Annotated in this window: 23 protein-coding genes; 15 read left to right on the top strand and 8 right to left on the bottom strand. The window is 65.0% G+C overall.

Annotated elements, in window-relative coordinates; translation table 11 throughout:
- Positions 1–5 precede the first annotated feature (5 nt).
- The 12 genes from HKW67_RS14695 (at position 6) to HKW67_RS14640 (ending at position 12,704) form a co-directional block, all read left to right on the top strand.
- Positions 6–1,226 carry an aspartate aminotransferase family protein gene (locus HKW67_RS14695; protein WP_171226101.1) on the top strand — a complete coding sequence of 407 codons (1,221 nt, stop codon included), beginning with the start codon at positions 6–8 and terminating at the stop codon, positions 1,224–1,226.
- Positions 1,227–1,232: 6 nt separating this feature from the next.
- Positions 1,233–1,886, top strand: a complete 654-nt coding sequence (locus tag HKW67_RS14690) for an FMN-binding negative transcriptional regulator (RefSeq protein ID WP_171226100.1) — start codon at positions 1,233–1,235, stop codon at positions 1,884–1,886.
- Positions 1,887–2,205: 319 nt separating this feature from the next.
- Entirely contained in the window at positions 2,206–3,804 is a 1,599-nt protein-coding gene (locus tag HKW67_RS14685) for an alkaline phosphatase family protein (RefSeq protein ID WP_171226099.1), read from the top strand.
- Between the two features lie 10 nt (positions 3,805–3,814).
- A complete protein-coding gene (locus HKW67_RS14680) occupies positions 3,815–4,402 on the top strand; it encodes a hypothetical protein (protein ID WP_171226098.1) in 588 nt (195 codons plus the stop codon).
- 25 nt (positions 4,403–4,427) lie between these two features.
- A complete protein-coding gene (locus HKW67_RS14675) occupies positions 4,428–6,584 on the top strand; it encodes a M20/M25/M40 family metallo-hydrolase (RefSeq protein ID WP_171226097.1) in 2,157 nt (718 codons plus the stop codon).
- Positions 6,585–6,594: 10 nt separating this feature from the next.
- Positions 6,595–7,683 carry a HesA/MoeB/ThiF family protein gene (gene moeB, locus HKW67_RS14670; RefSeq protein ID WP_171226096.1) on the top strand — a complete coding sequence of 363 codons (1,089 nt, stop codon included), beginning with the start codon at positions 6,595–6,597 and terminating at the stop codon, positions 7,681–7,683.
- A 24-nt stretch (positions 7,684–7,707) separates the two neighbouring features.
- Positions 7,708–8,565 (top strand): alpha/beta hydrolase, encoded by an 858-nt coding sequence (locus HKW67_RS14665; protein ID WP_171226095.1) that lies wholly within the window; start codon positions 7,708–7,710, stop codon positions 8,563–8,565.
- Positions 8,566–8,742: 177 nt separating this feature from the next.
- Entirely contained in the window at positions 8,743–9,849 is a 1,107-nt protein-coding gene (locus tag HKW67_RS14660) for a Re/Si-specific NAD(P)(+) transhydrogenase subunit alpha (RefSeq protein WP_171226094.1), read from the top strand.
- Positions 9,846–10,166 carry an NAD(P) transhydrogenase subunit alpha part 2 gene (locus HKW67_RS14655; protein ID WP_171226093.1) on the top strand — a complete coding sequence of 107 codons (321 nt, stop codon included), beginning with the start codon at positions 9,846–9,848 and terminating at the stop codon, positions 10,164–10,166. The genes HKW67_RS14660 and HKW67_RS14655 overlap by 4 nt, the downstream gene beginning before the upstream one ends.
- On the top strand, positions 10,166–11,572 hold the full coding sequence (locus HKW67_RS14650) for an NAD(P)(+) transhydrogenase (Re/Si-specific) subunit beta (protein WP_171226092.1): 1,407 nt from the start codon (positions 10,166–10,168) through the stop codon (positions 11,570–11,572). Before HKW67_RS14655 ends, HKW67_RS14650 begins: the two co-directional genes overlap by 1 nt.
- 122 nt (positions 11,573–11,694) lie before the next feature.
- Positions 11,695–12,111: a GxxExxY protein gene (locus tag HKW67_RS14645; RefSeq protein WP_206044435.1), complete on the top strand. Its 417-nt coding sequence runs from the start codon at positions 11,695–11,697 to the stop codon at positions 12,109–12,111.
- A 314-nt stretch (positions 12,112–12,425) separates the two neighbouring features.
- Positions 12,426–12,704: an oxidative damage protection protein gene (locus tag HKW67_RS14640; RefSeq protein WP_171226091.1), complete on the top strand. Its 279-nt coding sequence runs from the start codon at positions 12,426–12,428 to the stop codon at positions 12,702–12,704.
- A gap of 489 nt (positions 12,705–13,193) precedes the next feature.
- On the opposite strand, the gene HKW67_RS14635 is transcribed toward HKW67_RS14640, so the two are convergent.
- Positions 13,194–14,192, bottom strand: coding sequence for a 3'-5' exoribonuclease YhaM family protein (locus HKW67_RS14635; protein ID WP_171226090.1), 999 nt, complete (start codon positions 14,190–14,192; stop codon positions 13,194–13,196).
- A gap of 85 nt (positions 14,193–14,277) precedes the next feature.
- On the opposite strand from HKW67_RS14635, the gene HKW67_RS14630 reads away from it, so the two are divergent.
- The 3 genes from HKW67_RS14630 to HKW67_RS14620 all read left to right on the top strand — a co-directional run bounded on the left by HKW67_RS14630 (position 14,278) and on the right by HKW67_RS14620 (position 16,165).
- On the top strand, positions 14,278–14,811 hold the full coding sequence (locus tag HKW67_RS14630; RefSeq protein ID WP_171226089.1) for a MarR family winged helix-turn-helix transcriptional regulator: 534 nt from the start codon (positions 14,278–14,280) through the stop codon (positions 14,809–14,811).
- Positions 14,812–14,918: 107 nt separating this feature from the next.
- Positions 14,919–15,476 carry a YceI family protein gene (locus HKW67_RS14625; RefSeq protein ID WP_171226088.1) on the top strand — a complete coding sequence of 186 codons (558 nt, stop codon included), beginning with the start codon at positions 14,919–14,921 and terminating at the stop codon, positions 15,474–15,476.
- 176 nt (positions 15,477–15,652) lie between these two features.
- Entirely contained in the window at positions 15,653–16,165 is a 513-nt protein-coding gene (locus HKW67_RS14620; RefSeq protein ID WP_171226087.1) for a hypothetical protein, read from the top strand.
- Between the two features lie 153 nt (positions 16,166–16,318).
- On the opposite strand, the gene HKW67_RS14615 is transcribed toward HKW67_RS14620, so the two are convergent.
- The 7 genes from HKW67_RS14615 to HKW67_RS14585 all read right to left on the bottom strand — a co-directional run bounded on the left by HKW67_RS14615 (position 16,319) and on the right by HKW67_RS14585 (position 22,232).
- Positions 16,319–17,584, bottom strand: coding sequence for an efflux transporter outer membrane subunit (locus HKW67_RS14615; protein WP_171226086.1), 1,266 nt, complete (start codon positions 17,582–17,584; stop codon positions 16,319–16,321).
- Positions 17,585–17,664: 80 nt separating this feature from the next.
- Positions 17,665–18,648, bottom strand: coding sequence for an efflux RND transporter periplasmic adaptor subunit (locus HKW67_RS14610; RefSeq protein WP_171226085.1), 984 nt, complete (start codon positions 18,646–18,648; stop codon positions 17,665–17,667).
- A gap of 9 nt (positions 18,649–18,657) precedes the next feature.
- A complete protein-coding gene (locus tag HKW67_RS14605; RefSeq protein ID WP_171226084.1) occupies positions 18,658–19,455 on the bottom strand; it encodes an ABC transporter ATP-binding protein in 798 nt (265 codons plus the stop codon).
- Between the two features lie 3 nt (positions 19,456–19,458).
- Entirely contained in the window at positions 19,459–20,583 is a 1,125-nt protein-coding gene (locus HKW67_RS14600) for an ABC transporter permease (protein WP_171226083.1), read from the bottom strand.
- A gap of 132 nt (positions 20,584–20,715) precedes the next feature.
- On the bottom strand, positions 20,716–21,156 hold the full coding sequence (locus HKW67_RS14595; protein WP_171226082.1) for a hypothetical protein: 441 nt from the start codon (positions 21,154–21,156) through the stop codon (positions 20,716–20,718).
- Positions 21,153–21,599 (bottom strand): hypothetical protein, encoded by a 447-nt coding sequence (locus HKW67_RS14590; protein ID WP_171226081.1) that lies wholly within the window; start codon positions 21,597–21,599, stop codon positions 21,153–21,155. The genes HKW67_RS14595 and HKW67_RS14590 overlap by 4 nt, the downstream gene beginning before the upstream one ends.
- Before the next feature lie 12 nt (positions 21,600–21,611).
- On the bottom strand, positions 21,612–22,232 hold the full coding sequence (locus HKW67_RS14585; protein WP_171226080.1) for an RNA polymerase sigma factor: 621 nt from the start codon (positions 22,230–22,232) through the stop codon (positions 21,612–21,614).
- Between the last annotated feature and the right edge of the window lie 216 nt (positions 22,233–22,448).

The following is a 22,448-nucleotide window of genomic DNA, read 5'->3' as shown; positions in this document are numbered from 1 at the left end:
CGACGATGCCCTCATCCGCTCCGACCACCGCGTTCACGGCCAAGACGGCCGCCGAACCGTCGGCCCTGCCCGCCATTCTGGGCACGTACAAGCGACAGGCACCGCTCTTCGTCCGAGGAGACGGCGTCTACATGTTCGATGAGCACGGCAAGAAGTACCTCGACCTCGTGGCCGGCATCGCCGTCACGTCGCTTGGGCACAACGATGCGGGCGTGATGAACGCCATGCAGGAAGCGCTGGCGACGGGGCTGATCCACACGTCGAACCTGTATCGCACGGCGCCGGGTGAGGCGCTGGCGAAGTGGTTTGTGGATCATTCGTTCGCCAGCAGCGTGTTCTTCGCCAACTCGGGCGCCGAGGCCAACGAGGGTGCATTCAAGTTCGCGCGTCGGTGGGCGAAGAGCACCGGGCACCAGGCGAAACACGAAATCATCGCCGTGCGTGGCTCCTTCCATGGTCGCATGCCGGGCACGTTGGCGGCCACCGATCGTCCGGCGTACCGCCTGCCGTTCCGCCCGCTCATGGGTGGTGTGACGATCGTGGAGCGCGAGCTGGAAGAGCTCCGCACGGTGCTCGATCCCGAGACGGCGGCGGCGGTGATCGTCGAGCCGATTCAGGGCGAAGGCGGCGTGCGCGTGGTCGATCCGGAGTTTCTGCGCGGCCTGCGCGAGCTCACGCGCGAGCGGAACGTCCTGCTCATTCTCGACGAGATTCAGTGTGGACTGGGACGGACCGGATCATTCTTCGCCCACGAACAGATCGGCATCGTGCCCGATATGCTGACCATCGCCAAGCCGCTGGCCAATGGTCTGCCGATCGGTGCGATTCTGGTGAACGACGAAGTGGCGCGCGTGATGCAGCCGGGTGATCATGGCACCACGTTCGGCGGCGGTCCGTTGCTGGCGCACGTGGCGCATCATGTGGTGCAGCGCTTGTCCGACCCGGCCATGCTGCAGCATGTGCGGGAAACCGGCGCATGGTTCGGCGAACAGCTGCAGGGCATCGCCGATCGCACCGGCCAGGTCCGCGCGATTCGTGGCAAGGGACTCATGTGGGGTATGGATGTGCATGAGCCGGCGGCGGCGATCATCGGTCGTGCCTTCGAGAAGGGACTGCTGTTGGTCAGTGCCGGCGAACACACGCTGCGCTTCCTGCCGCCGCTGGTGATCACCCAGGCCGAACTCGCGGAAGGACTCGCCATTCTGGAATCGGCGATCCAGGCGTAAGTCGTCGTGTACATCCCCCGTTCATTCGCCGAGTCGGATCGCGACGCACTTCACGGGTTCATCGAGCGCCATCCGCTCGGCGCGCTGGTCACGGCGTCGAGCGAGCACGGCTTCTATGCCACGCATCTCCCCCTGCTGCTCGACCGGAAGCGTGGCGCGATCGGCGTGCTGCAGGGGCATGTCGCACGGGCCAACCCGCACCATGCATTGGCCGCGAGTGGCGAGTCGGCACTCGTGATCTTCAGTGGACCCGACGCGTACGTCACGCCGTCGTGGTACGCGGCCAAGCAGGAGCACGGGAAGGTCGTGCCGACCTGGAACTACATCGCGGTGCATGCCACCGGGGTGCTGCGCTTCATCGACGATCGCGATTTTCTGATGGCGCATCTCGACCGGCTCACCGACCGGCATGAGGCGTCGCAGTCGCATCCGTGGGCGATGCACGACGCGCCGCTCGACTATCTCGAGCAGCTCGCCCGAGCCACCGTCGGCGTCGAGATCGAGATCACGCAGCTCGAAGGCAAGTTCAAGCTGAGTCAGAACCGCAGCGACGCGGACGTGCACGGCGTGATATCGGGGCTCGATGCGTCGGCGTCGGCACACGATCGCGCCGTCGCGGACGCGATGCGCGAACGCTCGCGATCTGAGCCGCCGCAATAATATTTGCGCGTGCCCTAGTGCATTCGCGCCGAATGCACAATATTGTCGTCGCCTTCACGTGCCTCCGTGAACGGTGCGGGAGATTCACGCGGTGCGTTCGCGTGTCGTCATCCGCGAAGCGCACCGACCTCGCGTGGTTCGATCACCGGCGGTGTTGCCCCTGTCCTGGCGCGTCGATCCGGCGACGTGCTCGAGGCCGGACAGGGCCGCTGGTGGAGCGACTCGGTCACGCCGAGTTCCCCGACGCCGTGCCTAACCGCCGCTCGTGACCGCAGCGCGTGACCGCAGCGCGTGACCAGCACCCTGCGTAACTTCGGGTATGCTCGTCTCCAGCCCGATTCTCCGCGCATCCGCGATCGCCGCGTCGATGCTTGCCGTGACGTCGCTCTCCGTGTCGTCGCTAGCCGCCCAGGCCGCACCGCCCACGCTCGTCGTGCAGATCACCGTCGACCAGCTACGCCCGGACTATCTCGACAAGTGGTCGTCGCAGTTCACCGGCGGACTTGGCCGGCTGCTGAAGCAGGGCGCGTTCTTCAGCAACGCCATGCACGATCATGCCACGACTGAGACGGCGCCGGGACATGCGACGCTCTGGTCGGGACGGTATCCGTCGCACACCGGGGTGGTGCTGAACGAGATCGGCGTGGCCGACCCGCAGTCGCCGTTGTTGCTCGGGCGCGGTGGCGGTGCGTCGCCGTATCGCTTCCGCGGTTCAGCGCTCTTCGACTGGATGCGCACGCGCGACCAGTTCAGCCGCGCGCTCTCCGTATCACGCAAGGACCGCGGCGCCATTCTGCCGCTGGGACGGGCGAAGCAGCAGGTGTACTGGTATTCGCTCGACGGGCGCTTCACCACCAGCCGCTACTACGCCGACACGCTGCCCGCATGGGTGCAGCAGTTCAACGCGCGCAATTTTCTGAAGCCGTACCTCGGCGCCCAGTGGAACCCGCTGCTCGCCGCGTCGCAGTATCCCGAGAAGGACTCCGTCTCCATCGAGAACCAGGGGAAGGACTTCGTCTTCCCGCATACGCTCGACACCGAGGTCCGTGCGGCGGGGACCAACTTCACGGAGTTCCCGTGGATGGACGACGTGACGGTCGACATGGCGCTGGCCGGTGTGAACGCGCTCGACCTCGGTAAGGGACCGACGACCGATGTGCTCGCGGTATCGCTGTCCACCACCGATGCCGTCGGACACCGGTACGGTCCCGATTCGCGGGAGCTGCACGATCAGGTGCTGCGCGTGGATCGTGCGCTCGGCCGCCTCATCGATTCGCTGTATAAGCTGCGTGACTCCACCCGCATCGTGTTCGCGCTGGGTGCCGATCATGGCGTGTCGCCGTTTCCCGAGACGGCATTTCCCGGCGCCGATCCCAACCGCGGCCGAGTAAATCCGCAGCCCCTCATCGATGCCGCCCGCAGTGCCTTGGCCGCGCGTGGAGTGGAGGGCGACGCGCTGATGTTGCAGGCGGGGATCGTGTCGCTCGATCGACGCCGCCTATCCGCCAAGGGGGTGAGTGCCGACTCGGTCGTCACAGCACTGCGCGGCCAGCTGCTCAAGTTGCCCGGCATGATGCGGGTGGATCGCGTGTCGACGCTCGCCGTGGCCGCGGCCAAGGGCGACGCGATTGCGCGCCGTTGGCTCCACTCGATTCCCACCGACTTTCAGGCCGAGCTCACGGTAACGTTCAAGCCGGGCTATTACTGGTACACCACGCGCTACGCGACGCATGGCACGCCGCACGAGCTCGATGCGCGCATCCCGATCCTGTTCATGGGGCCGATGGTCAAGCCGGGCCGATACACGAAGCCGGTGTATTCGGTCGACATTGCGCCGACGCTGGCCGAGATGTTGGGTATTTCGCCCACGGAGAAAGTGGACGGCCGCGTACTCACCGAAGCGCTGCGTCGGCCGTAGGTTGACCGCCATGAGCATCGACCGCGCCTTCGACGAGCTGCGCTTTGGGCCAGCGCGCACGTTGAATCTGCGCGCGATGCAGCCGACTGCGTCGCAAGCCACCACTCTCGCCGAGTCCTGGCTCCGGCAGCAGCAGGTGCTCGGGGCCGACGAGGCGCTGGTCATCACGGGTCGCGGCAACAATAGTCTGGACGGCTACTCGCCGGTGCGCGAGGCGATCGTCAAGCTGCTGCCGTCGCTGCGTCGCCGGAACGTGATCACGGGGTATGCCGAACACACACCGGGATCGTTCGTGGTCGTGTTTGCACCGGTGCGGGCGCTGTTCGAAACGCCGAAGCGCCGCCGCGAGCGGGTGGTGGCCAAGCCGGTACCGCCGTCGTTGCAGGCGCTCGACGAGGAAACGGTGCGTCAGTTGCGCGACCTGTCCGCGATATCGCTGGCCGTGCTCGGCTTGCAGTCGCCAACGGCACTGCAACTCGAAGACGAAATGCAGCGGCAGTTCGCGGCATTGAGCGCGGCCCTCCCCGACGACGGCGACCGCGAAGCTCTGTTGCAACAGGCGCTCCTGCGCGCCGCAGAAGAGTACGAAGCGGGCTAATCCTCACTCCATCGGAGTTCCTGTCGTGTCTCACTTTCGATTTCCGCCGCCGTTCTCGCGGTCGGTCCTGACGGCCCTCACGGCGTTCAGTCCCGCTGTCGTGCACGCGCAAGCGAAGAGCGCGAGCACCTCGTCGATCACCGGCTACTCGCCGGCCACGGCGCTCACGCAGCGTCGCCTCGAACAGGAAGCGATCGGCGGACCGCTCGCCACGCGTGCCAAGACGCACTCGGCCGCGCTCTCGAAGGAGCCGCATGTCGCGGGGACGCCGGCACAAGAGCGGACCCGTGACTACGTCATCGCGCAGATGAAGGCCATGGGTCTCGAGACGGAAATCCGCACCTACGACGTATGGTTGCCGCACGCGACGAGCGTGAAGATCACGAGGATGGGTCGTGATACGTCCGCGCTGGAACTCGCGGAACCGGGCATCGCCAGCGATCCCGCCACGATGCTGCCGCAGTATCTCACGGTGAACGGCTCAAGTGGCGCCGGAGTCGGCGAAGGCGAACTGGTGTTCGTGAACTTCGGCCTGATCGAGGACTACGCGTCGCTCGATTCAATGGGAGTGTCGGTGAAGGGCAAGGTGGTGCTGGCTCGCTACGGGCGGAGCTTTCGTGGCATCAAGTCGCGCGAGGCCGAGAAGCGCGGTGCCGTGGCGCTGCTGATCTATACCGATCCGCTCGACGATGGCTTCGTGCAGGGCGACGTGTATCCGGAGGGCCCGATGCGTCCGCTCAAGGGCTTGCAGCGCGGCAGTGTCTTCAACGGCGCCGGCGACCCGCTCACGCCGGGGTATGCCAGCAAGCCCGGCGCGCCGCGCCTGAAGCCCGAAGACACGTCACTGCCGAAGATTCCGGTGGTGCCGATCAGTGCGTTCAACGCCCAGCTCTTGCTCGAAGGCGTGCGGGGCACCGATGTGCCGCGCAACTGGCAGGGCGGCATGGCGCTGCGGTATCACGTGGGCCCCGGTCCGACGCGCGTGAAGGTGGAGGTCACCACCGACGCGGCCACCAAGGGCACCAAGCAGATCCACAACACGCTGGGTTATCTGCGCGGCACCGACTTCCCCGATCAGTATGTCTACATCGGCGCCCATCGCGATTCGTGGGGCCCGGGCGCGGCCGACAACATCAGCGGCACGGTATCGGTGCTGGAGGCGGCGAATGCGCTGGCCGACATGGCGAAGCGCGGCGAGCGTCCGAAGCGCACGATCGTATTCGCCACGTGGGATGCGGAAGAGTGGGGACTGGTGGGCAGCAGCGAGTATGTGGAAGAGGACTCGCTGCGCCTCAAGAAGGGCGCGGTGGCGTATCTCAATCAAGACGTGTCGGCGCAGGGCTCGCAGTTCGGCGGCGGTGGATCGCCGTCGCTGCGGGCGACGCTCCGGGATGTGGTGAAGAGCGTGCCCGAGCCCAAGGGGAAGGGCTCGGTATACGAAGCCTGGCGCGCGGTGACAGGCACGCGCGCCGACACCCTTGAACCGCCGATGGGAGATCCGGGTGGAGGCAGCGATTTTGCCGGCTTCTATAACCATCTGGGCATCCCGATCGCCGAGTGGGGCTTCGGTGGACCGGCCGGTACGTATCACTCGCAGTACGACACGCACGCGTGGATGGAGCGCTTCGGCGACCCCGGATTCCTGTATCACGCGGCGTCGGGTCGGATCGGGGCGGCGATGGCGCTGCGAATCGCGAACGCCGAGATCCTGCCGTACGACTACGTCGAGTTTGCGAAGACGATGCGGAAGTTCGTGGCGACCATCGATCGCGGGTTGACGCAAAAGCAATGGAAGGCGTCGGCTACGGCGCCGCTGTTGGCGTCGATCGCTACGCTCGAGCGTTCCGCGGCGGCGTTCGCAGCCACGCGGGATTCGGTGCTCGAGCGCGGCATCGTTCGCGCGCAGGCCGGTCTCGCCAACGAGTCGCTGCTGAAGGTTGAGCGTGCGTTTGCGCGCCCCTCGGGGCTCAAGAGCCGTCCGTGGTATCGCTCGCTGATCTACGCGTCGGACGTGGACAACGGCTACTCCACGATGACGTTCCCGGGTGTGAACGAATCGATTCGCTACGGTAGCGAGGCTGAGACGCAGGCCGAGATCACCGATCTCGCGGCGCGATTTGGGGCCGCCGCAGCGGCGGTCGACGAGGCCCGCCAGGTGCTTGCGACGCCCTTTAAGCGCTGATCGTTCGGCTATGTACGATATCAATGACTCGCGCTACGCGAGGCAGCTGGTGCTGCGGGGCTTCGGTCCCGCGGCCCAAGAGAAGCTGGCGAACGCGCGCGTCTTGATCGTCGGTGCCGGCGGACTTGGTTCGCCGGTGGCCAGTTATCTCGCCGCCGCCGGCGTCGGTACGATGTCGCTGGTCGATACCGATGTGGTCGATCTGACCAACCTGCATCGCCAGCTGCTCTACGCCACGCCCGATGTGGGGCGGCGCAAGGTTGATGTGGCGCGCGAGCGGCTGCTGGCGATCAACCCGCAGGTGGTCGTGCACACGCACGACACACGGCTGAACGCCGCGAACGCCGCCACACTGATCGCCGGGCACGATGTGGTGATCGACGCGACCGACAACTTCCCCACGCGCTACGCGATCAACGACGCCTGTCTCGCGCAGGGCATTCCGTTCGTGTACGGCAGCGTGGCGCGATTTGATGGGCAAGTGAGCGTGTTCGCAGCACCCGGTGGCCCGTGCTATCGCTGTCTCTTTCCCGTGATGCCTGCCCCGGGCACCGTGCCGACCTGTGCGGAGGAAGGCGTGCTCGGCGTCGTGCCCGGCATCATCGGGTTGCATCAGGCCACGGAAGCGATCAAGCTGCTGACGACCATTGGCACGCCGCTGGTCGGTCAGCTGTTGTTGGTGGACCTGTTGGCGCAGGACTCACAGCGCATTGTCGTCGCCCGACGTCATGACTGTCCGGCCTGCGGCGACGCGCGACTTCCCTCTCCCCCGTCCATGTCGATTCAGCATCTCAGTCCCGCCGATGTCGCCGCCCTGCTCACTGGCGACGACGCGCCCACGATCATCGATGTGCGCGAACAGTGGGAGTACGATCTCGTGCATCTGCCCGTCAGCACGCTCATCCCGCTCAGCACGCTGGCGTCGCGCGCCAACGATCTGGACCCGTCGCGTTCCTACGCACTGCTCTGTCACCACGGGATGCGCAGTGAGATGGCGGCGAACTGGCTGATGCAGCACGGGTTCTTGCGCCTGATCAACATCGATGGCGGGATCGACGCGTGGAGCATGGACGTCGATTCCTCCTTGCCGCGCTACTGACGCGTCGCGCCACCAGACACCCGCATGACGTTCTGGCGCGCCGCCGCGCGCACGCGCTTCGAGGCTGAGCACGCGCGTCGCTTTCGCGTTGATGCGCAGGGCGTCGTGCACGGCGCGGCGGGCTTTACGTTACCAGCCTCCCCCGGCGACGGTATTCCGCGCCGCGCCGTGCTGTTGCTGCACGGCTTCAACGACACCGCGCAATCCATGGCGTACCTGGGAGCCAAATTGCAGGCGCGCGGCTGGACGGTGCGCGCGCCGCTCCTGCCAGGTCACGGCCGCGATCTCGCCACAATGGCCAACGAGTCGCGGGCGGCTCGCTGGCGCGAAGCCGTGCTGGCCGAGTACGACGCGCTTCGCCGCGAATACGACGCCGTAACCGTTGTCGGGCAGAGTATGGGTGGCGCGCTGGCGTTGTTGTTGGCCACCGAACGACCGGATATTCCCGCGCTCGTGCTGCTGGCGCCGTATGTCGGTATGCCGCGCAATCTGCAGTGGAAGGTGCTCGGGGCATGGATCGCCCGAGCGGCGCTGCCGTATCTGCGCAGCATCGGCGGCGAAACGTCGATTCACGATCCGGTGGCGCGCGCCGAAAGCCTCGGTCCCGGCGTGGTCACCGCACGAACGCTGACCGAGCTGCGACGTGTGGCCGAAGACGCCGAGGGCGCCCTGTCTCGCGTGTGGATCCCGACGCTGTACGTGCAATCACGCGAGGACAATCGCATCGCGGCCCACCACGCGGAGGTCCACTTCGCCACGCTCGGTAGCGCCGATAAACGGCTGGAATGGCTCACGGGATGCGGGCACATCATCTCCGCCGACTATTGCCGGGATGACGTGGCCACCCTGACCGCCGATTGGCTCGACGCAAAACTGGTGTGATATCGGGCGGCGCCGCCGCGTGGTGAGAGGTCGAAACGGCGGGTCCGCTCGTGCCTGCCACCCTGTTCCGGGAACCGAGTCGACGCGAATCTGGTTCCTACCGGGTTGGGGACTTTCAGCGACGCGGTCGTGTTTTCACCGTGGCGCAGTCTCCATCTCCTTCAACACTCGACCCCCATGCGAATCTGCGTAGTCGCCGAAACGGCGCCTCGTGAACATCGCGTCGCGCTGGTTCCAGACAGCGTCGCGAAATTGGTGAAGGCTGGTCATGAGGTTGTCGTCCAGGCTGGCGCGGGTGCGGCCGCCTATCACGATGACGCCGCGTATGTCGCCGCGGGCGCTTCGATCGCTCCGGATGCCGGCACGGCCCATGCCGGTGCTCAGGTGATCTGCCGTGTGCAGCGACCCACCGACGCCGAAGTGGCGCTGGTTCCCGAAGGCGCCACGCTCATCGCGATGATGGCGCCCGCCTCGGCGGCCTCGATCGTGGCGGCGCTGGCCGCACGAAAGGCGACGGTGCTGGCCCTCGAGCTTGTGCCGCGTATCACGCGCGCTCAGAGCATGGATGTATTGTCCTCGCAGGCCACGGTGGCCGGATATAAGGCGGTGCTGATCGCGGCGTCGATGATACCGCGCTTTCTGCCGATGCTGACCACGGCCGCCGGTTCGATTACGCCGGCGCGAGCCTTTGTGATCGGTGCCGGTGTGGCCGGTCTGCAGGCGCTGGCCACGGCCCGACGTCTTGGCGCGGTCACGAGCGGCTTCGATGTGCGGGCGGCCGCCGCTGAGCAGGTGAAGTCCTTGGGCGCCACGTTCGTGCAGTCAGATGTCGTCAGCGCCGCCGCGGAAGGCACGGGCGGCTATGCCAAGGCGCAGAGTGACGATGAGGCCGCTCGCACGCTGGCCACCATCGCGAAACACATCAAGGATCAGGACCTGGTCATCAGCACGGCGGCCATTCCAGGACGCGCCGCACCGCGGTTGATCACGGCAGACATGGTACGCTCGATGCGCCCTGGGTCGGTGATCATCGATCTTGCCGCCGAGACCGGCGGGAACTGCGAGCTGACGGTGCTCGGCGAGACGATCGACGTGAACGGCGTGATGGTGGTGGGCGCTGCGAATCTTCCGGCGACGCTGCCTACGCACGCCAGTCAGATGTTCAGCCGCAATGTGCTCACGCTGTTGCAGCATCTCGTGAAAGATGGCGCGCTGGCGGTGGATCTGGACGATGAGATCACCGGCGCGATGACACTCACTCACAACGGACAGGTGCGCTCATGAGCGCCACGGGATTCATCCAACTCTACGTGTTCATTCTGGCCGGCTTCGTCGGCTTTCTCGTCATCTCGCGCGTGCCGCCGCTGCTGCACACACCACTGATGGCGGCCACCAACGCGATTTCCGGTATTTCGCTGGTGGGGTCGATCGTGCTGGCCGGCGGTCAGTACGGCAAGCTGCCCACCATCCTCGGTGTGATCGCCGTGGCGTGCGCGATGACGAACGTGGTGGGCGGGTTCATCATCACCGACCGCATGCTCAACATGTTCAAGCGCGGTGACAAGAAGGATGCTGGGCCGAAGAGGAACGAGGCGGCGTGATGCAGGAGACCATTGCACAGCTCACATATCTGGTGGCCTCGGTCCTCTTCATTCTCGGACTGCGCAGTCTCACCAAGCCCGACGAAGCGCGCCGCGGCATGCAATTGGCCGCACTCGGCATGCTGCTCGCGATCATCGGCACGATGCTGCATCAGGAGATCCTCACCTACACGTGGATCGTGACGGGTCTCATCGTCGGCACGCTGATCGGGTATCCGCTTGGCAAGTTCGTGCCGATGACGGCCATGCCGCAGCGCATCGCGTTCTCGCACATGTTCGGCGCGCTCGCGGCCACGTTGGTCGGTATCGGCGAGTTCTATCACATGTATCAGGGTGATCACCCCACGAATCCGAGCGCGGCTGAATCGCGCTTCAAGATGGCAGCGATCGGGTTCGAAGTGCTGTTCGGCGCACTCACCGTGTCCGGCAGTTTCATGGCGTTCGGCAAACTGCAGGAATTCATCACCGGCCGTCCGGTCACGTTCAAGGGACAGAACCTGTTGAACGGACTGCTGTTTCTGTCTGCGGTGGGCTGTCTGGGCTGGCTGATCTACGAGCCAAGCAACGTGATCGCGTTCTACAGCATGGTAGCGATCGCCTTCGCGATCGGATTCATGCTGGTGATACCAATCGGCGGTGCCGACATGCCGGTGGTGGTGTCATTGCTGAACTCGTACGCTGGTCTGGCGGCATCGGCCACCGGATTCGCGATCGGCAATAATGTGCTGATCATCGCCGGTGCGCTCGACGGCGCGTCGGGGTTCATTCTGTCGATCATCATGTCGAAGGCGATGAACCGCTCCTTCGGCAACGTGCTCTTCGGCGCCTTCGGTTCCGGCGGCGGCGTGTCCAGCAAAAAGACCGCGGAAGGCTTGACCGCGAAGAGCATCTCGGCGGAAGACGCCGCGGTGCTGCTGGGCTATGCGAGCAAGGTGATCGTGGTGCCCGGCTACGGCATGGCGGTGGCGCAGGCGCAGCATCAGGTGCGAGAGTTGGCCGAGCTGATCGAGAAGAAGGGCGGCGAAGTGAAGTACGCGATCCATCCGGTGGCGGGACGCATGCCTGGGCATATGAACGTCCTCCTGGCGGAAGCCAACGTCCCGTACGATCGCATGTACGATATGGAGGAGATCAACGACCAGTTCGCCGAATGTGACGTGGCAATCGTGATCGGCGCCAACGACGTCGTGAACCCTGCGGCCAAAACGGATCCCGGCAGTCCGATTTATGGGATGCCGATTCTTCGTGTGAGTGACGCGAAGTCGGTGATCGTGCTCAAGCGCTCCATGAACACCGGCTTTGCCGGTATCGAGAACGAGCTGTTCTTCGACGAGAAGACGAGCATGCTGTTCGGCGACGCCAAGGCGAGCTTGTCCAAGCTGGTGAGCGAAGTGAAGCAGCTGTAGCGGCGTTCGATTACTGGCGCGAGCGATGTTCGGGTTACCTCGCATCCGCTGAATCATCGCAGAGTGAAACGGACCGATCGCCACGTGGCGCTTGGTACGTTTCTCATTTCGGAGGGGGCGACATGGAAATGGCGGTGAGCGATCTCCGATTGGCGCATGGTGAAGTCACACGGCAGATCATCGGCGCGTTCTACGAGGTCTACAATGAACTCGGGTACGGCTTTCCGGAGGCGACCTACGGAGCGGCCATGGCGATCGCGATGAAAGACCGCGGGCTTGAATTCCTACGGGAGCAGCCACTGGTCGTGCGCTACAAGGGGCACGTGGTCGGGGACTATCGGGCGGACTATATCGTGGAAGGCAAGATCATTGTTGAACTCAAGGCGGTCGAGGCACTGGCCGCGGCGCATGACAGTCAGGTACTGAGCTATCTCAGGGCCTCTGGTCTCACCGTAGGGCTCGTGCTGAATTTCGGTGCGAAAGCTGGGGTGCGACGTGTCATATGGACGGGGAGTCGACTCGTCAGCGAGGCTCCGTAGTTGCGGAAACAGATGGAAACGGACGGAAACAGGCGGTTCCTGACCGACACGGATACGAATTGATAGCAACGGACACGATGGATTCGCTCCTCGTGGCAGACAGGTATCGCCGTCGGACTCACGCCTAGATTTTGATTCCTTTCTGTTGCTATCGGTTCGTATCAGTTCGTATCCGTGTCAGGCAGGAACCGTCTGTTTCCGTTTGTATCCCCGGTCGCAGGATGCAAGCAGGCTGGCGCCGTCGGTGTGTCTGGCTAGCTTTCCTGCTTCGTTAAGGAGCGGTGCCGGATTGGAAAACAGACGGAGTCAAACGCATGGCTGATGTAACCTGCTCGCGATGTGGTCAGACCCGCGAGGGCTTCGAACGACCGCCGTTCCCCGGCGCCGTGGGCGCCAGAATCCTGGGAGAGATCTGCAAGGATTGCTGGGGGCAGTGGTTGAAGCAGCAGACCATGCTCATCAACCACTACGGGCTCAACGTGATGGATCCGCAGGCGCGCACGTTCCTCACGCGCAACATGGATGCCTTTCTGTTCAAGAAAGGCGCTGCCGAAGACGTCGATACCACCAAGCAGGGCACCATCAACTGGTGACGTCGCGTGCGTCGCACGGCGAGAGACGCAAAACGAAACGCCCCGCCCGGAAACTTCCGGAGCGGGGCGTTCTCGTGGCGACAGCGTGAAGATCAATTCACGCCGGCGATGTAGCGGGCAAGTCGACCACAGCTCGCACACGTCAACGTGACATGTGAATTCTGGGCCGGTGGATGCAACACGGGATCACGCTCGATGTGACCCTCGCAAGACGGACAGCTGAGAGGAAGTCCAGTACGGTCGGCCGCAATCAAGTGCAGCGCCTGCGCTGGGTTGTACGTGTTCGGTCGTGGCTTACGCATCTCGCCTCCTCGCGCAAAGTGCGCCGGCCATGTTCCAGCGGCCGGCGAAGAAAAATGTAAAACAGCCTTGCGGAATCCGGCACCATCGACACCAAAACTTCATTTCCGCGATTAACCGTCTATCGTAATAAAGACGGTTTTTCATTCGGAACGTGTAGGTTGGACCGCATCCGATAGACGAAGGCGGTTAGTCCCACGGGGCGGGCCGACGCCACAGCTTCCGGCCCAGTCGCCAAGACCGCTTGGCCGACACCTCGACGTCCGTTCCCGGGGGGAAGAGTTCCGGGTCGGCCAGTTCGTCCACCATATCGGTGGCCTTCGCCGACGCCTCGTCGGCCCAGTGAACGATCTCGGCTTCCACCGTCATCGGCTGCACCGGACTGCCGAACTCGAGGGCGCCGTGGTGCGAGAGGATGAAGTGCAGCAGCTCGTCGCGCTGGGCGACCGCCAGCGACAGGCCCGAGTCCCGAAGTTTCCGGTCGAACATCAGGGCGCCCAATGTGACGTGCCCCAGCAGCATGCCCGTGGGCGTATGCGCGAATCCCTCGGGCGACGTGGAGTACGCCTCGACCTTGCCGATGTCATGCAACATGGCGCCGGCCACGGCCAAGTCGGCATTGGCCTTCCGCACGGTCGTGGCGATCGTCTTGGCGATCTTCGTCACCTCGAACACGTGCAACAGCAGGCCGCCGAGCTGTGAGTGGTGGCCGTTCACCGCGCCCGGGGTGCGCTCGAAGCGCACGCGGAACTCGTCGTCGGCAAAAAACAGGTCGACGGCGGCCTTCACCGTTGGCGACGTGATCTTGGCGCGCAGGTCGTCGAAGGCGTCCCACACCCGCTCCGTCTCGACGTCGATCCGGGGTAGAAACTCGGTGGGGTCGAACTGGTCCGACGGCAGGACCCGAAGCGGTGCCGTGACCGTGAGCTGGCGCTTGCCGGCACCCTTGTCGCCGAAGGTGCCGATGTCGCCGATCACCTGCACGACCTTGCCGCGATCGGCGCCGAGGCACCAATCCAGCTTCTCCGACCAGATGGGGGCCGTATCGATGCTGCCCGAGCCATTGGCCAGGGTGAGCACTACAAACGGCATCCCCGCCTTGGTCATCTTCTCGGCGCGATCGCGCACGAGGAATTCATGCTGTACCCGGTCGCCGACGGCGGCGGTACGAAGATCAAATCTCGACATACCGAAAACTCGTGGACCAGTCTGACGTAGGGAAGGTGAGCAGGTACCCTTGCGCGGCACGCCCAGGATGGAGAGGCTTGAAGGTATGGCAACCAGTATGCGTCTTGATTCCGTGGCGTCGGAAACGCCCCCTAACCCCGAAGCGCACGAGCCGCAGCTCGACGAGGCGTCCTCGGCCGCCCTTCGGCTGTGGGTAGTCATGTCGCGCGCTCACGCCGCGATCGCCGCGCATGCGTCGGCCGACGTGGCTCGCCACGGGCTCACGCTGGCCGAGTTCGGGATCCTCGAAGCCTTATATCACCGGGGGCCGATGCTGCTCGGCGAAGTGCAGCGCCGTATCCTCGTGTCGAGCGGTGGCATCACCTTCCTCGTCGACCGACTAACGGCCAAAGGCTTGGTCGAGCGACGCACCTGCGAGGCCGATCGCCGCGCGCGCTATGCCGCGCTCACGCCCGCCGGCACCGAGCTCGTGGCGCGCATCTTTCCGCAGCATGCCGCGCTCCTGACGCAGGTGATGGAAGGGCTCACGGTCGACGAGCAGTCGACGGCGGCCGACATGATGCGGGCACTCGGCCTCTTCGCCGCGGGCGGCGCGCAGTTGGCCAACGACGCAGGCTGAACGGGAGGGGGGTTGACGCCGCGTCTGCGTGTATATATTTCTCAGTAGTGAGAGTTTGTTGTAAGTATCATACGCTCTCTACCACCTAAGTACTGAGGAACTAAGTCATGCAGTGGATTCTCGACCCCGCGCACAGCCAGATCCAGTTCTCCGTGAAGCATATGGGCATTTCGACCGTACGCGGCACGTTCCAGCAATTCAGCGGCACGATTGAAGAAGAGGGCGGCGTGGTGAAGGCGGTGAACGTCGACATCGACGTGGCCTCCCTGAACACCGGCAGCGACCAGCGCGACGGTCACCTCAAGAGCGCTGACTTCTTCGACGTCGAGTCCAACCCCAAGGCGAGCTTCGCGCTCACGACGTTCGAGCGCTCGGGCGATGATGTGGTGTCCAGCGGCAACCTCACGATCCGCGGCGTCACCAAGCCGATCACGCTCAAGGGCGACATTGGCGGCCCGGCGAAGGATCCGTGGGGCAATCAGAAGGTGTCGGCCGTGCTCGAGACCAAGATCTCCCGCAAGGAGTGGGGCCTCGTGTGGAACGTGGCGCTGGAAGCGGGCGGTGTGCTCGTGAGCGACGACGTGAAGCTGCACATCGACGTGCAGGCGCAGGCGGCGCCGGACGCGGTCGCAGCGGGTGTCGCGGAAGACGTCGCCGCGGTCTAAAACACAAATCGCTCCGCGGCATGCGTCTCGCCGCGGAGCGGTTGGTTGTTCGGCTCTTCCAGTTGGCGAGGAGCAGGTTCGTAGTGTCTGGCTTCGCAACGTGTCGAGTCTCAGATTTTCACCAATGACGAAGCTTGCCCTCATCTCTTGACGGCTAACGCTCTCCCGTGATCACGATGCCGATAATCCGGGCGCTCTCACATGTACCGCTATTCGCCATCGCCGTGCTGGGATGTGCCCCGGCATATCAGGCACGCGAACCGGAGCCGTTGAATTCCCCGTCGGCACAGACGATTCGGCGCGGCTGGTCCGTTGTCGATGACGCGCTCGCCGCTCGGCAGCAGGGCCGACTGGCTATCATCGTGCGATCAGCGGATCATCCCCTGCAGACCGTTTCACAGGCTCGGACGCAGATTTCACTCGTGAGCGGTTCCACGATTGCGACAACGCCGAGATTGGATTCGTTGGGCGTCGCCCACTTCGACTCACTGACGATCGGGATCTATCGCATCACCGTGACGCGACTGGGATATGCACGGGTGGTCGTGGACGCTCCGGTCGAACTGGGGTGCCGTACCGATGTCGAGGTGTATGTCGGTATGGAAGCAATCGGCATGAATCCACCACCGCCGACGTTCAGACGTGCCGTCGCCACTCTCTGTCCACGGCGCGATGCGCGCGCACCATAGCCGGTCGATGTTACGACGTCCCGTCCGCGATGTCGCCGACGCAGGGCTCTACACCGCGACGGAAGAAACAACGCGGCGCTTTTTCAGCGGTCGCGTTGCTGATCGCGCCCGCCGCGATGGGGAAGGCGTTCCCGTGGGTGCGCCCACGCACGTTCAACGCGCCGCCGGCGCTCCCGTGGCCTGAAACATCGTCACTACTGATTTGGCGTACGCGGTCCAGTACTCCACATGGGTGCGCTCTGCCTCAAGCAGGGCGCGTTGATCGTCGAGGACGGCTCGGTAATCCACTAGTCCGCTGGTGAATCGCGACCGTGACAGCGAAACCAACGTACGATACGCCGAGACGGATTCGCGCTGCCGTTCGACGCGCGCCTGGTATTGCCGCACCCGGGCAAACGCGACGTCCACGTCGGACGCCGCCTCGCGCACGGCCTGACGCCACTCGATCTCGCGCTGAGTGAGTTGCGATCGTCGCACACTCACCTGCGCGCGCCCCGCCCGCGTGGGCAGATTGATGGCGAGCGACGGCCCGAACGACCAAGTGGGTACCCAACTACTCTCGTTCGTCCGGTTGCGCCCCGTGCTGCCGACGAGCGAGAGACTGGGGCGCAGGGCCCGGCTGGCCACCTCGACGCGTGCGGTGGCCGCGACCACTCGTGATTCGGCCGCCCGAACATCTGGCCGCAAGCGCAGCCACTCGGCGGGTATCCCTTCTTCCGGCACCTGCACCCGCACCTCCATGCGCGCGGTCAGTCTCACCACCGAGTCCACCCACGCCATCGAGCTGCCCGTAAGTGCGGCGAGATCGCCGAGCAGCTCGGCGCGACGGGCTCGTACGGTGGTCAACTGCACCAGCACGTCGCGTTCGTCGCCATCGGCGCGAATGGAATCGCGGCCGGCGTTCAATCCCACGCGCGCGCGGCTGGCCTCAAGTGAACGTGCGGTGCGACGCGTCATACGCTGTGCGTCCAGCACCGTGGCCTCGTGCGAGGTGCTAAGGACATCAAAGTAGACACGCGCGATCTGCGCGACGGTGGTGCGACGGACGTCGACCGCATCGTACGCGGCTGCGATCCCATCGGCGACGCCTGCCGCGCGCTCTTGTCGCAAACGACCGAACAGATCCAGCTCCCAAGAGGCCGTTGTGGACACGCTGGCCACCGTGGTGGAAATAGCCCCGAAGTTGCCGATGACTTGTTCCGATCGGGTATACGACGCGGTTGGGGACAGGCCCGGATCCCAATTGGCATTGGTACCGCGCATCGTGGCGCGCGCCTCGGCCAGTCGCGCGATCGACAGGTGAATATCCGGACTGTTCTGCAACGCGACGTCGATAAGCGTATCCAGCGCCGGCAAGCCAAACCCTCGCCACCACGCCGCGCTGGAATCACGCGCAGTTGCGACCGGGCCGGGCAACATGGAGGGCCGACTGCGGCCGGAACACGCGGTGCACACTAGCAGTGCGCACATACCCCAGGCAAAGCGGTGGTGACGCGCGATCATTGGCCCTCCGCGTTGTGCTTGACGATCTCCACGATCACATCGACCTGCTGTCCTACGTACAGCGGGAGACGGTCCGACGGGAGCGAATAGACCAACTGCAGCACGCGGGTGTCCACCCGCTCCGTCGACGCGCCAGTCAGTGACATCTTGGGGCGTACATATCGCTCGGTATACTCGTACTGCAAGTCGGCCATCAGGCGGTCGTTGCCGCGCATGATGAGGCGGGCTCGCGTTCCGGCACGAATGCGCCAGGCATCGTTCTCATCGATATCCACCCGCACGTGGAGCCGATCCACCCGGCCGAGCCGCACCGGCGCACTGCTGCCGGTTCCGCCAACGGCTTCACCGGGGCGTGCCGAGACGTTCAACACGGTCCCGTTCATCGGCGCCCGAACTACGCGTTCATTTTGAGAAACCAGTGCCGCCTCTAACTCGGCCGCACGCGCGAGCACCTTGGCGGACGCGGTGGCGACCTGGGCTTGCGCCATGCGGAGCGCACTCCGGCGGCTGGTGCGCTCTTCGTCGCTGACGGCGCGTGGGTCATCGATCGTGCTCACGCGTTGCTCGTCGAGTGTCGCCTTGCTTGCCGACTCCTGCAACTCGACCAGCTCGGCACGTGCCACCGCGAGCGCCGCGCTACGGGTGGCGACCTCCGCGTGTGATGAGCGCTGATCGAGCGTGAAGAGCGGATCGCCAGCCTTGACCGCATCCCCAACGCGCACGTGCATGGCCGACAACACCCCGGCCGTGGGTGCGGCGATCATGACGTCCTGATTGGCGGACTCAATGAGTGCCGCTCCAGAGACGTAGTCGCGAAAGGGGATGGCCGGTGGTGGCGAAGAGCGCACCGCCACCGACGGCGCTGCCGGCGACGAGGAGAACGAAACGAGAAGGGCCGTGAGCGTTCCCCCAATGGCGAGTGCATGCAACACGTGACGACTGCCTATGGAGCGCGCGCGCGCGAGGATACTGGTACGCATGGGGTGTCTTCAGTGAGCGTTCAGCGCCGTCGCCGCGGAGTCCGCAGAAGAGCGCGTGGAGTGTATGAGGGCGCCGGTGCGTTCTACCGCCGTGATACGACCGTCTTCCATGTGGCAGGTCCGGTCAGCATAGGAGAGAATTCGATTGTCGTGCGTGACGATGATGACACACCGATCCGGGCGAACAATCCGCTCCCGCAGTAGCGTCATGACCGACTGACCGGCGCGGTGATCGAGCGCGCTGGTGGGCTCGTCGCACACAACCAGTCGCGGTTCGTGGACCACGGCGCGTGCAATCGCCACACGCTGCTGCTGTCCGCCGGAGAGCTGATTGGGGCGAGAGGCGGTCCGATCGCCGAGCCCCAGCACATCGAGTTCGTGCCGCGCCCGCTCAACCGCGCGAGGCATCGCGACACCGGCAATGAGCAGCGGAATCGCGGCGTTCTCGGCAGCGGTGAGTGTGGGAATGAGCTGGTACTGCTGAAAGCAGAACCCGATCATGCGCTGACGAAATTGTGTGCGCGCGACGGCACTGATGGCGGTAATGGTGGTGCCGAACACGGTGCAGTCTCCGGCGTCTGCATCGAGCATGGCCGCCAGGATTTGAATGAGCGTCGTCTTGCCGCACCCCGATGGACCCAGCAGCATGGCGATCTCGCCGGCGGGGAGTGCGAGATCGACGCCTTGCAGCACCGGGACACGTCCAGTGGCGCTGTCGAAGCCGCGGGTAATGCCGCGGCATTCCACGGCGAGTGGCGCTGCCGTTGGCGATGGCGTGGTGTTGTTGCGTGGTGTAAGCGAGGCCATGGGTCAGCCCCGGAAGACGGCAGCCGGCTCGAGGCCGCGCAGCTTTCGCACCGAGAGCAGCGCAACGGCGCCGCCCACACACAGCATGACGGCCACGGACAGGCCGAGCTGCCACGGCGCAATGTTCGACGTGACCTCGGACGAGCGGGAGCCATAGGAGATCAGCGACGCCACGCCCACACCGATACCGGTGGCTACGGCACCCGCCATGCCCGCTTGCAGCAACACCATGCGCACGAGTTGTCCAAACGATGCCCCCATGGCCGCGATGGCGCCGAAGTATCGGATGTGATCGATGGTGAAATTGCGGAACGTCTGCGCGGCAATGAAGATGCCAATGAGCATGGCAATAAGGCTCGACCCGAAGAACGTGGCCATGACGCCGGAGTTCTTCAGAAACCAATCGCGCGTCATGGTGGCAAAGCGCTGCGTGGGAATGGCCTGCAGACCGGTACGCTGCTCGATGCCTCGCGCCACCTGTTCCGCGTCGTAGCCCGGGGCGAGTTGCACCAGTACATACGACAGCATCCTGCGCTCGGCCGGCACGAAGTTGCGAATGCGTGTCCACGCGGTGTACAAACGTGGTAGTGTCTGAAAGCCCGGCGACGCATCGTATAGCCCCACCACGCGTGCGCGGGTGTCGTTCAGTTCCACCGTGACGCCCACCGTGGTGTTCTGCAGCGTGCGCGCGCCGGCCCGGTCCACCAGAATCGCGTCGCTTTCGCGCAACGCCGTCAGGCTGCTCGGCGAAAGGCGTGATGGGGCTCCAATGAATGACGCCGGATCGACGGCAATGATCTCGCAATTCTGAAACGAACCATCGGAGAGCCGCACCCGCGCCTGCCCTTTGTAGAACGGAGCAGCCATGGCGACACCGGGCACTCCGCGCACGCGATAGAGCATGCCGTCCACCATGGGCTTGGGCTCGTCCACGTAGCGCACCTTGGGATCCATGACCCAGAGATCCGCGCCGCCTGTATCGCGAATGAGCGCGGTGGTGCGTGCCATGACGCCGAGCAGCGTGGCTGGCTGCTGGGTGATGACGAGCGCGGTAAAGGCGAGTGCCACTACCAAGCCGAGGTAGCGGCTGCCATCTCGTACGAGCATGGCGATCGCGATACGTCCCATGTGACCGTCCTGCCACCGGTCGTTACGCCTCGCTCAGGGCTCCGCGAAGGCGACGAGGTGGCCGGTGGAACACCGCCCCGCAGGAGTCTGTACCGGCAGGCGGGTGACGATGTTAGGCGCGTGTGGCGTGTGTCAGCGGCGTCGCAGGCCGGCCGAGTCGGTCAGTGGGGCCATTTTGGCGAGCAGTGCATCACGCCGCGCGCGCTGGGTAGAATCGAGCACCACGTCGAGCGAGTCGCGGGTGATGTCGAATATGCTGTCGAGCTCTGGACGTAGTGATCGGCGCAGTTGCTCGAGATCATCGATCTGCTGATCGATAATGCGGCGCACGGCCGGCACCTGATCGTCACGGAGACGAAGCTCACGGCGCAGCACCTCGAAGATTTCCGTGAGCTGTTCCTCTGAAGGACGAGATACCGGTGGTGCTCCCGTCACTCCGGGGAGTCCCAGCTGTCCGGTGCGCGCGAGATACACGCGGTCGAGCGCCACGCCGGCGCCGGCGGCGGACACAAGTAACACAGCAAAGATCAACATCGCACTGCGCGGCGGACGCGCAGACGGGGGCGTATTCATTGCGCCGCTCCTTTGCCGAGCATTTGCGCGGGGGTCACGTTCAGCCTCAGCGCCTGATCTGCCAGCAGCGCGGCGCCGGTCCGTCCGCCGGCGTAGGCCACGAGCGACACCGACGTCATAGCCGCGCGTGGCGGCGTCATGGAGAGCGCGACCAGCACCGCCGCCGCTGCCGCGACAGCGGCCGCGGGAGCCCAGCGCTGCGTGCGCTGCAGGCAGAGCACGAGCCCGTTGGTTACGCTGTTCTCCGCATCGGGTCGCGGCACAGGCGTTGGGGCAGGCGTCCGCGCCGCTGACACCGAGAGGACGGCGGCCACCCGTTGTTCGAGGCGCTGCAGCGACTCGGCGCTTACCGTGTGCTCGCGGTCGACGGCATTGAGCGCCGCAGAAAGGATAGGCTCACGCACCGGGTCGTCCGGCGGAGGCGACGTGGAATCAGTGAGCATGAGGCGAGCCGTTCACGGGTGGAAGTTCGGGTCGGGGTGGTACGCCCGCAATAGAGGCCGGAGTGTGCGACGTGCTACGTGGAGGTGCCAACGGACATTTTCGGGTGTGATGTCGAGCAGGTCCGCGATCTCGACGCCGGAGTATCCGTCGACATCGAACAGCATGATGATGGCGCGCTGGCGTGCGGGCAGCTGATCGACGGCCTCGTGAAAGGCGCGCCAGAAGTCGGTGGATTCCGGCTCTTGGTGTGTGTCTGCTTCGGCCGTGTGCAGCTCCAATGGTTCGTGGGATCGGCGGCCGATCTTTTCCTGCTGCTGCAAGCCGAGGTTCATGAGTAGGCGAATGAACCAGGGAGCGAACGACCGGGACCGGTCGAACTGGTCGAAGCGCTCCAGAGCCCGCAGCGCCGCGTCCTGAACGAGGTCTTCGGCATCGTTGTGATTCTTGAGCAGGCGTCGGGCCAGCAACAGGGCACGGGCCAGATGTGGGCCCACCAGAAGGGCAAACGCGTCCCGATCGCCGAGCACCACCCGCGCCGACAACGCCCGCTCTTCAAGGGTCGCGAGATCGGCGGGGCCGCTGCTCGGTACAGGGGTGGCGGAACCTGGGGCGTTGGCGTCGGCTGGTGACATGGGTCGTTCTCACCATGTACCGCCGAGGGTAGAGGAATGTTAGGGGGTCGCGCTAACGCCGGGCCGGCCTCGGCGGTACACCCCGCAACGCGCCGCGCTCGCGGCGCTCTCCTTTCAGTCTACCACCTGTTTCTGTATGCCAAATTTTCCGAAGGTATGGCGTGTCATTGCCGGAGTGTGCGTCGTTACGGCCATCGGGACATCGTGGCGTGGCAC

It is taken from the genome of Gemmatimonas groenlandica (genome assembly GCF_013004105.1).
Taxonomy (GTDB): Bacteria; Gemmatimonadota; Gemmatimonadetes; order Gemmatimonadales; family Gemmatimonadaceae; genus Gemmatimonas; species Gemmatimonas groenlandica.
The sequence above is the reverse complement of the archived record's forward strand: the minus strand, read 5'-3'. Positions and strand labels throughout refer to the sequence as shown.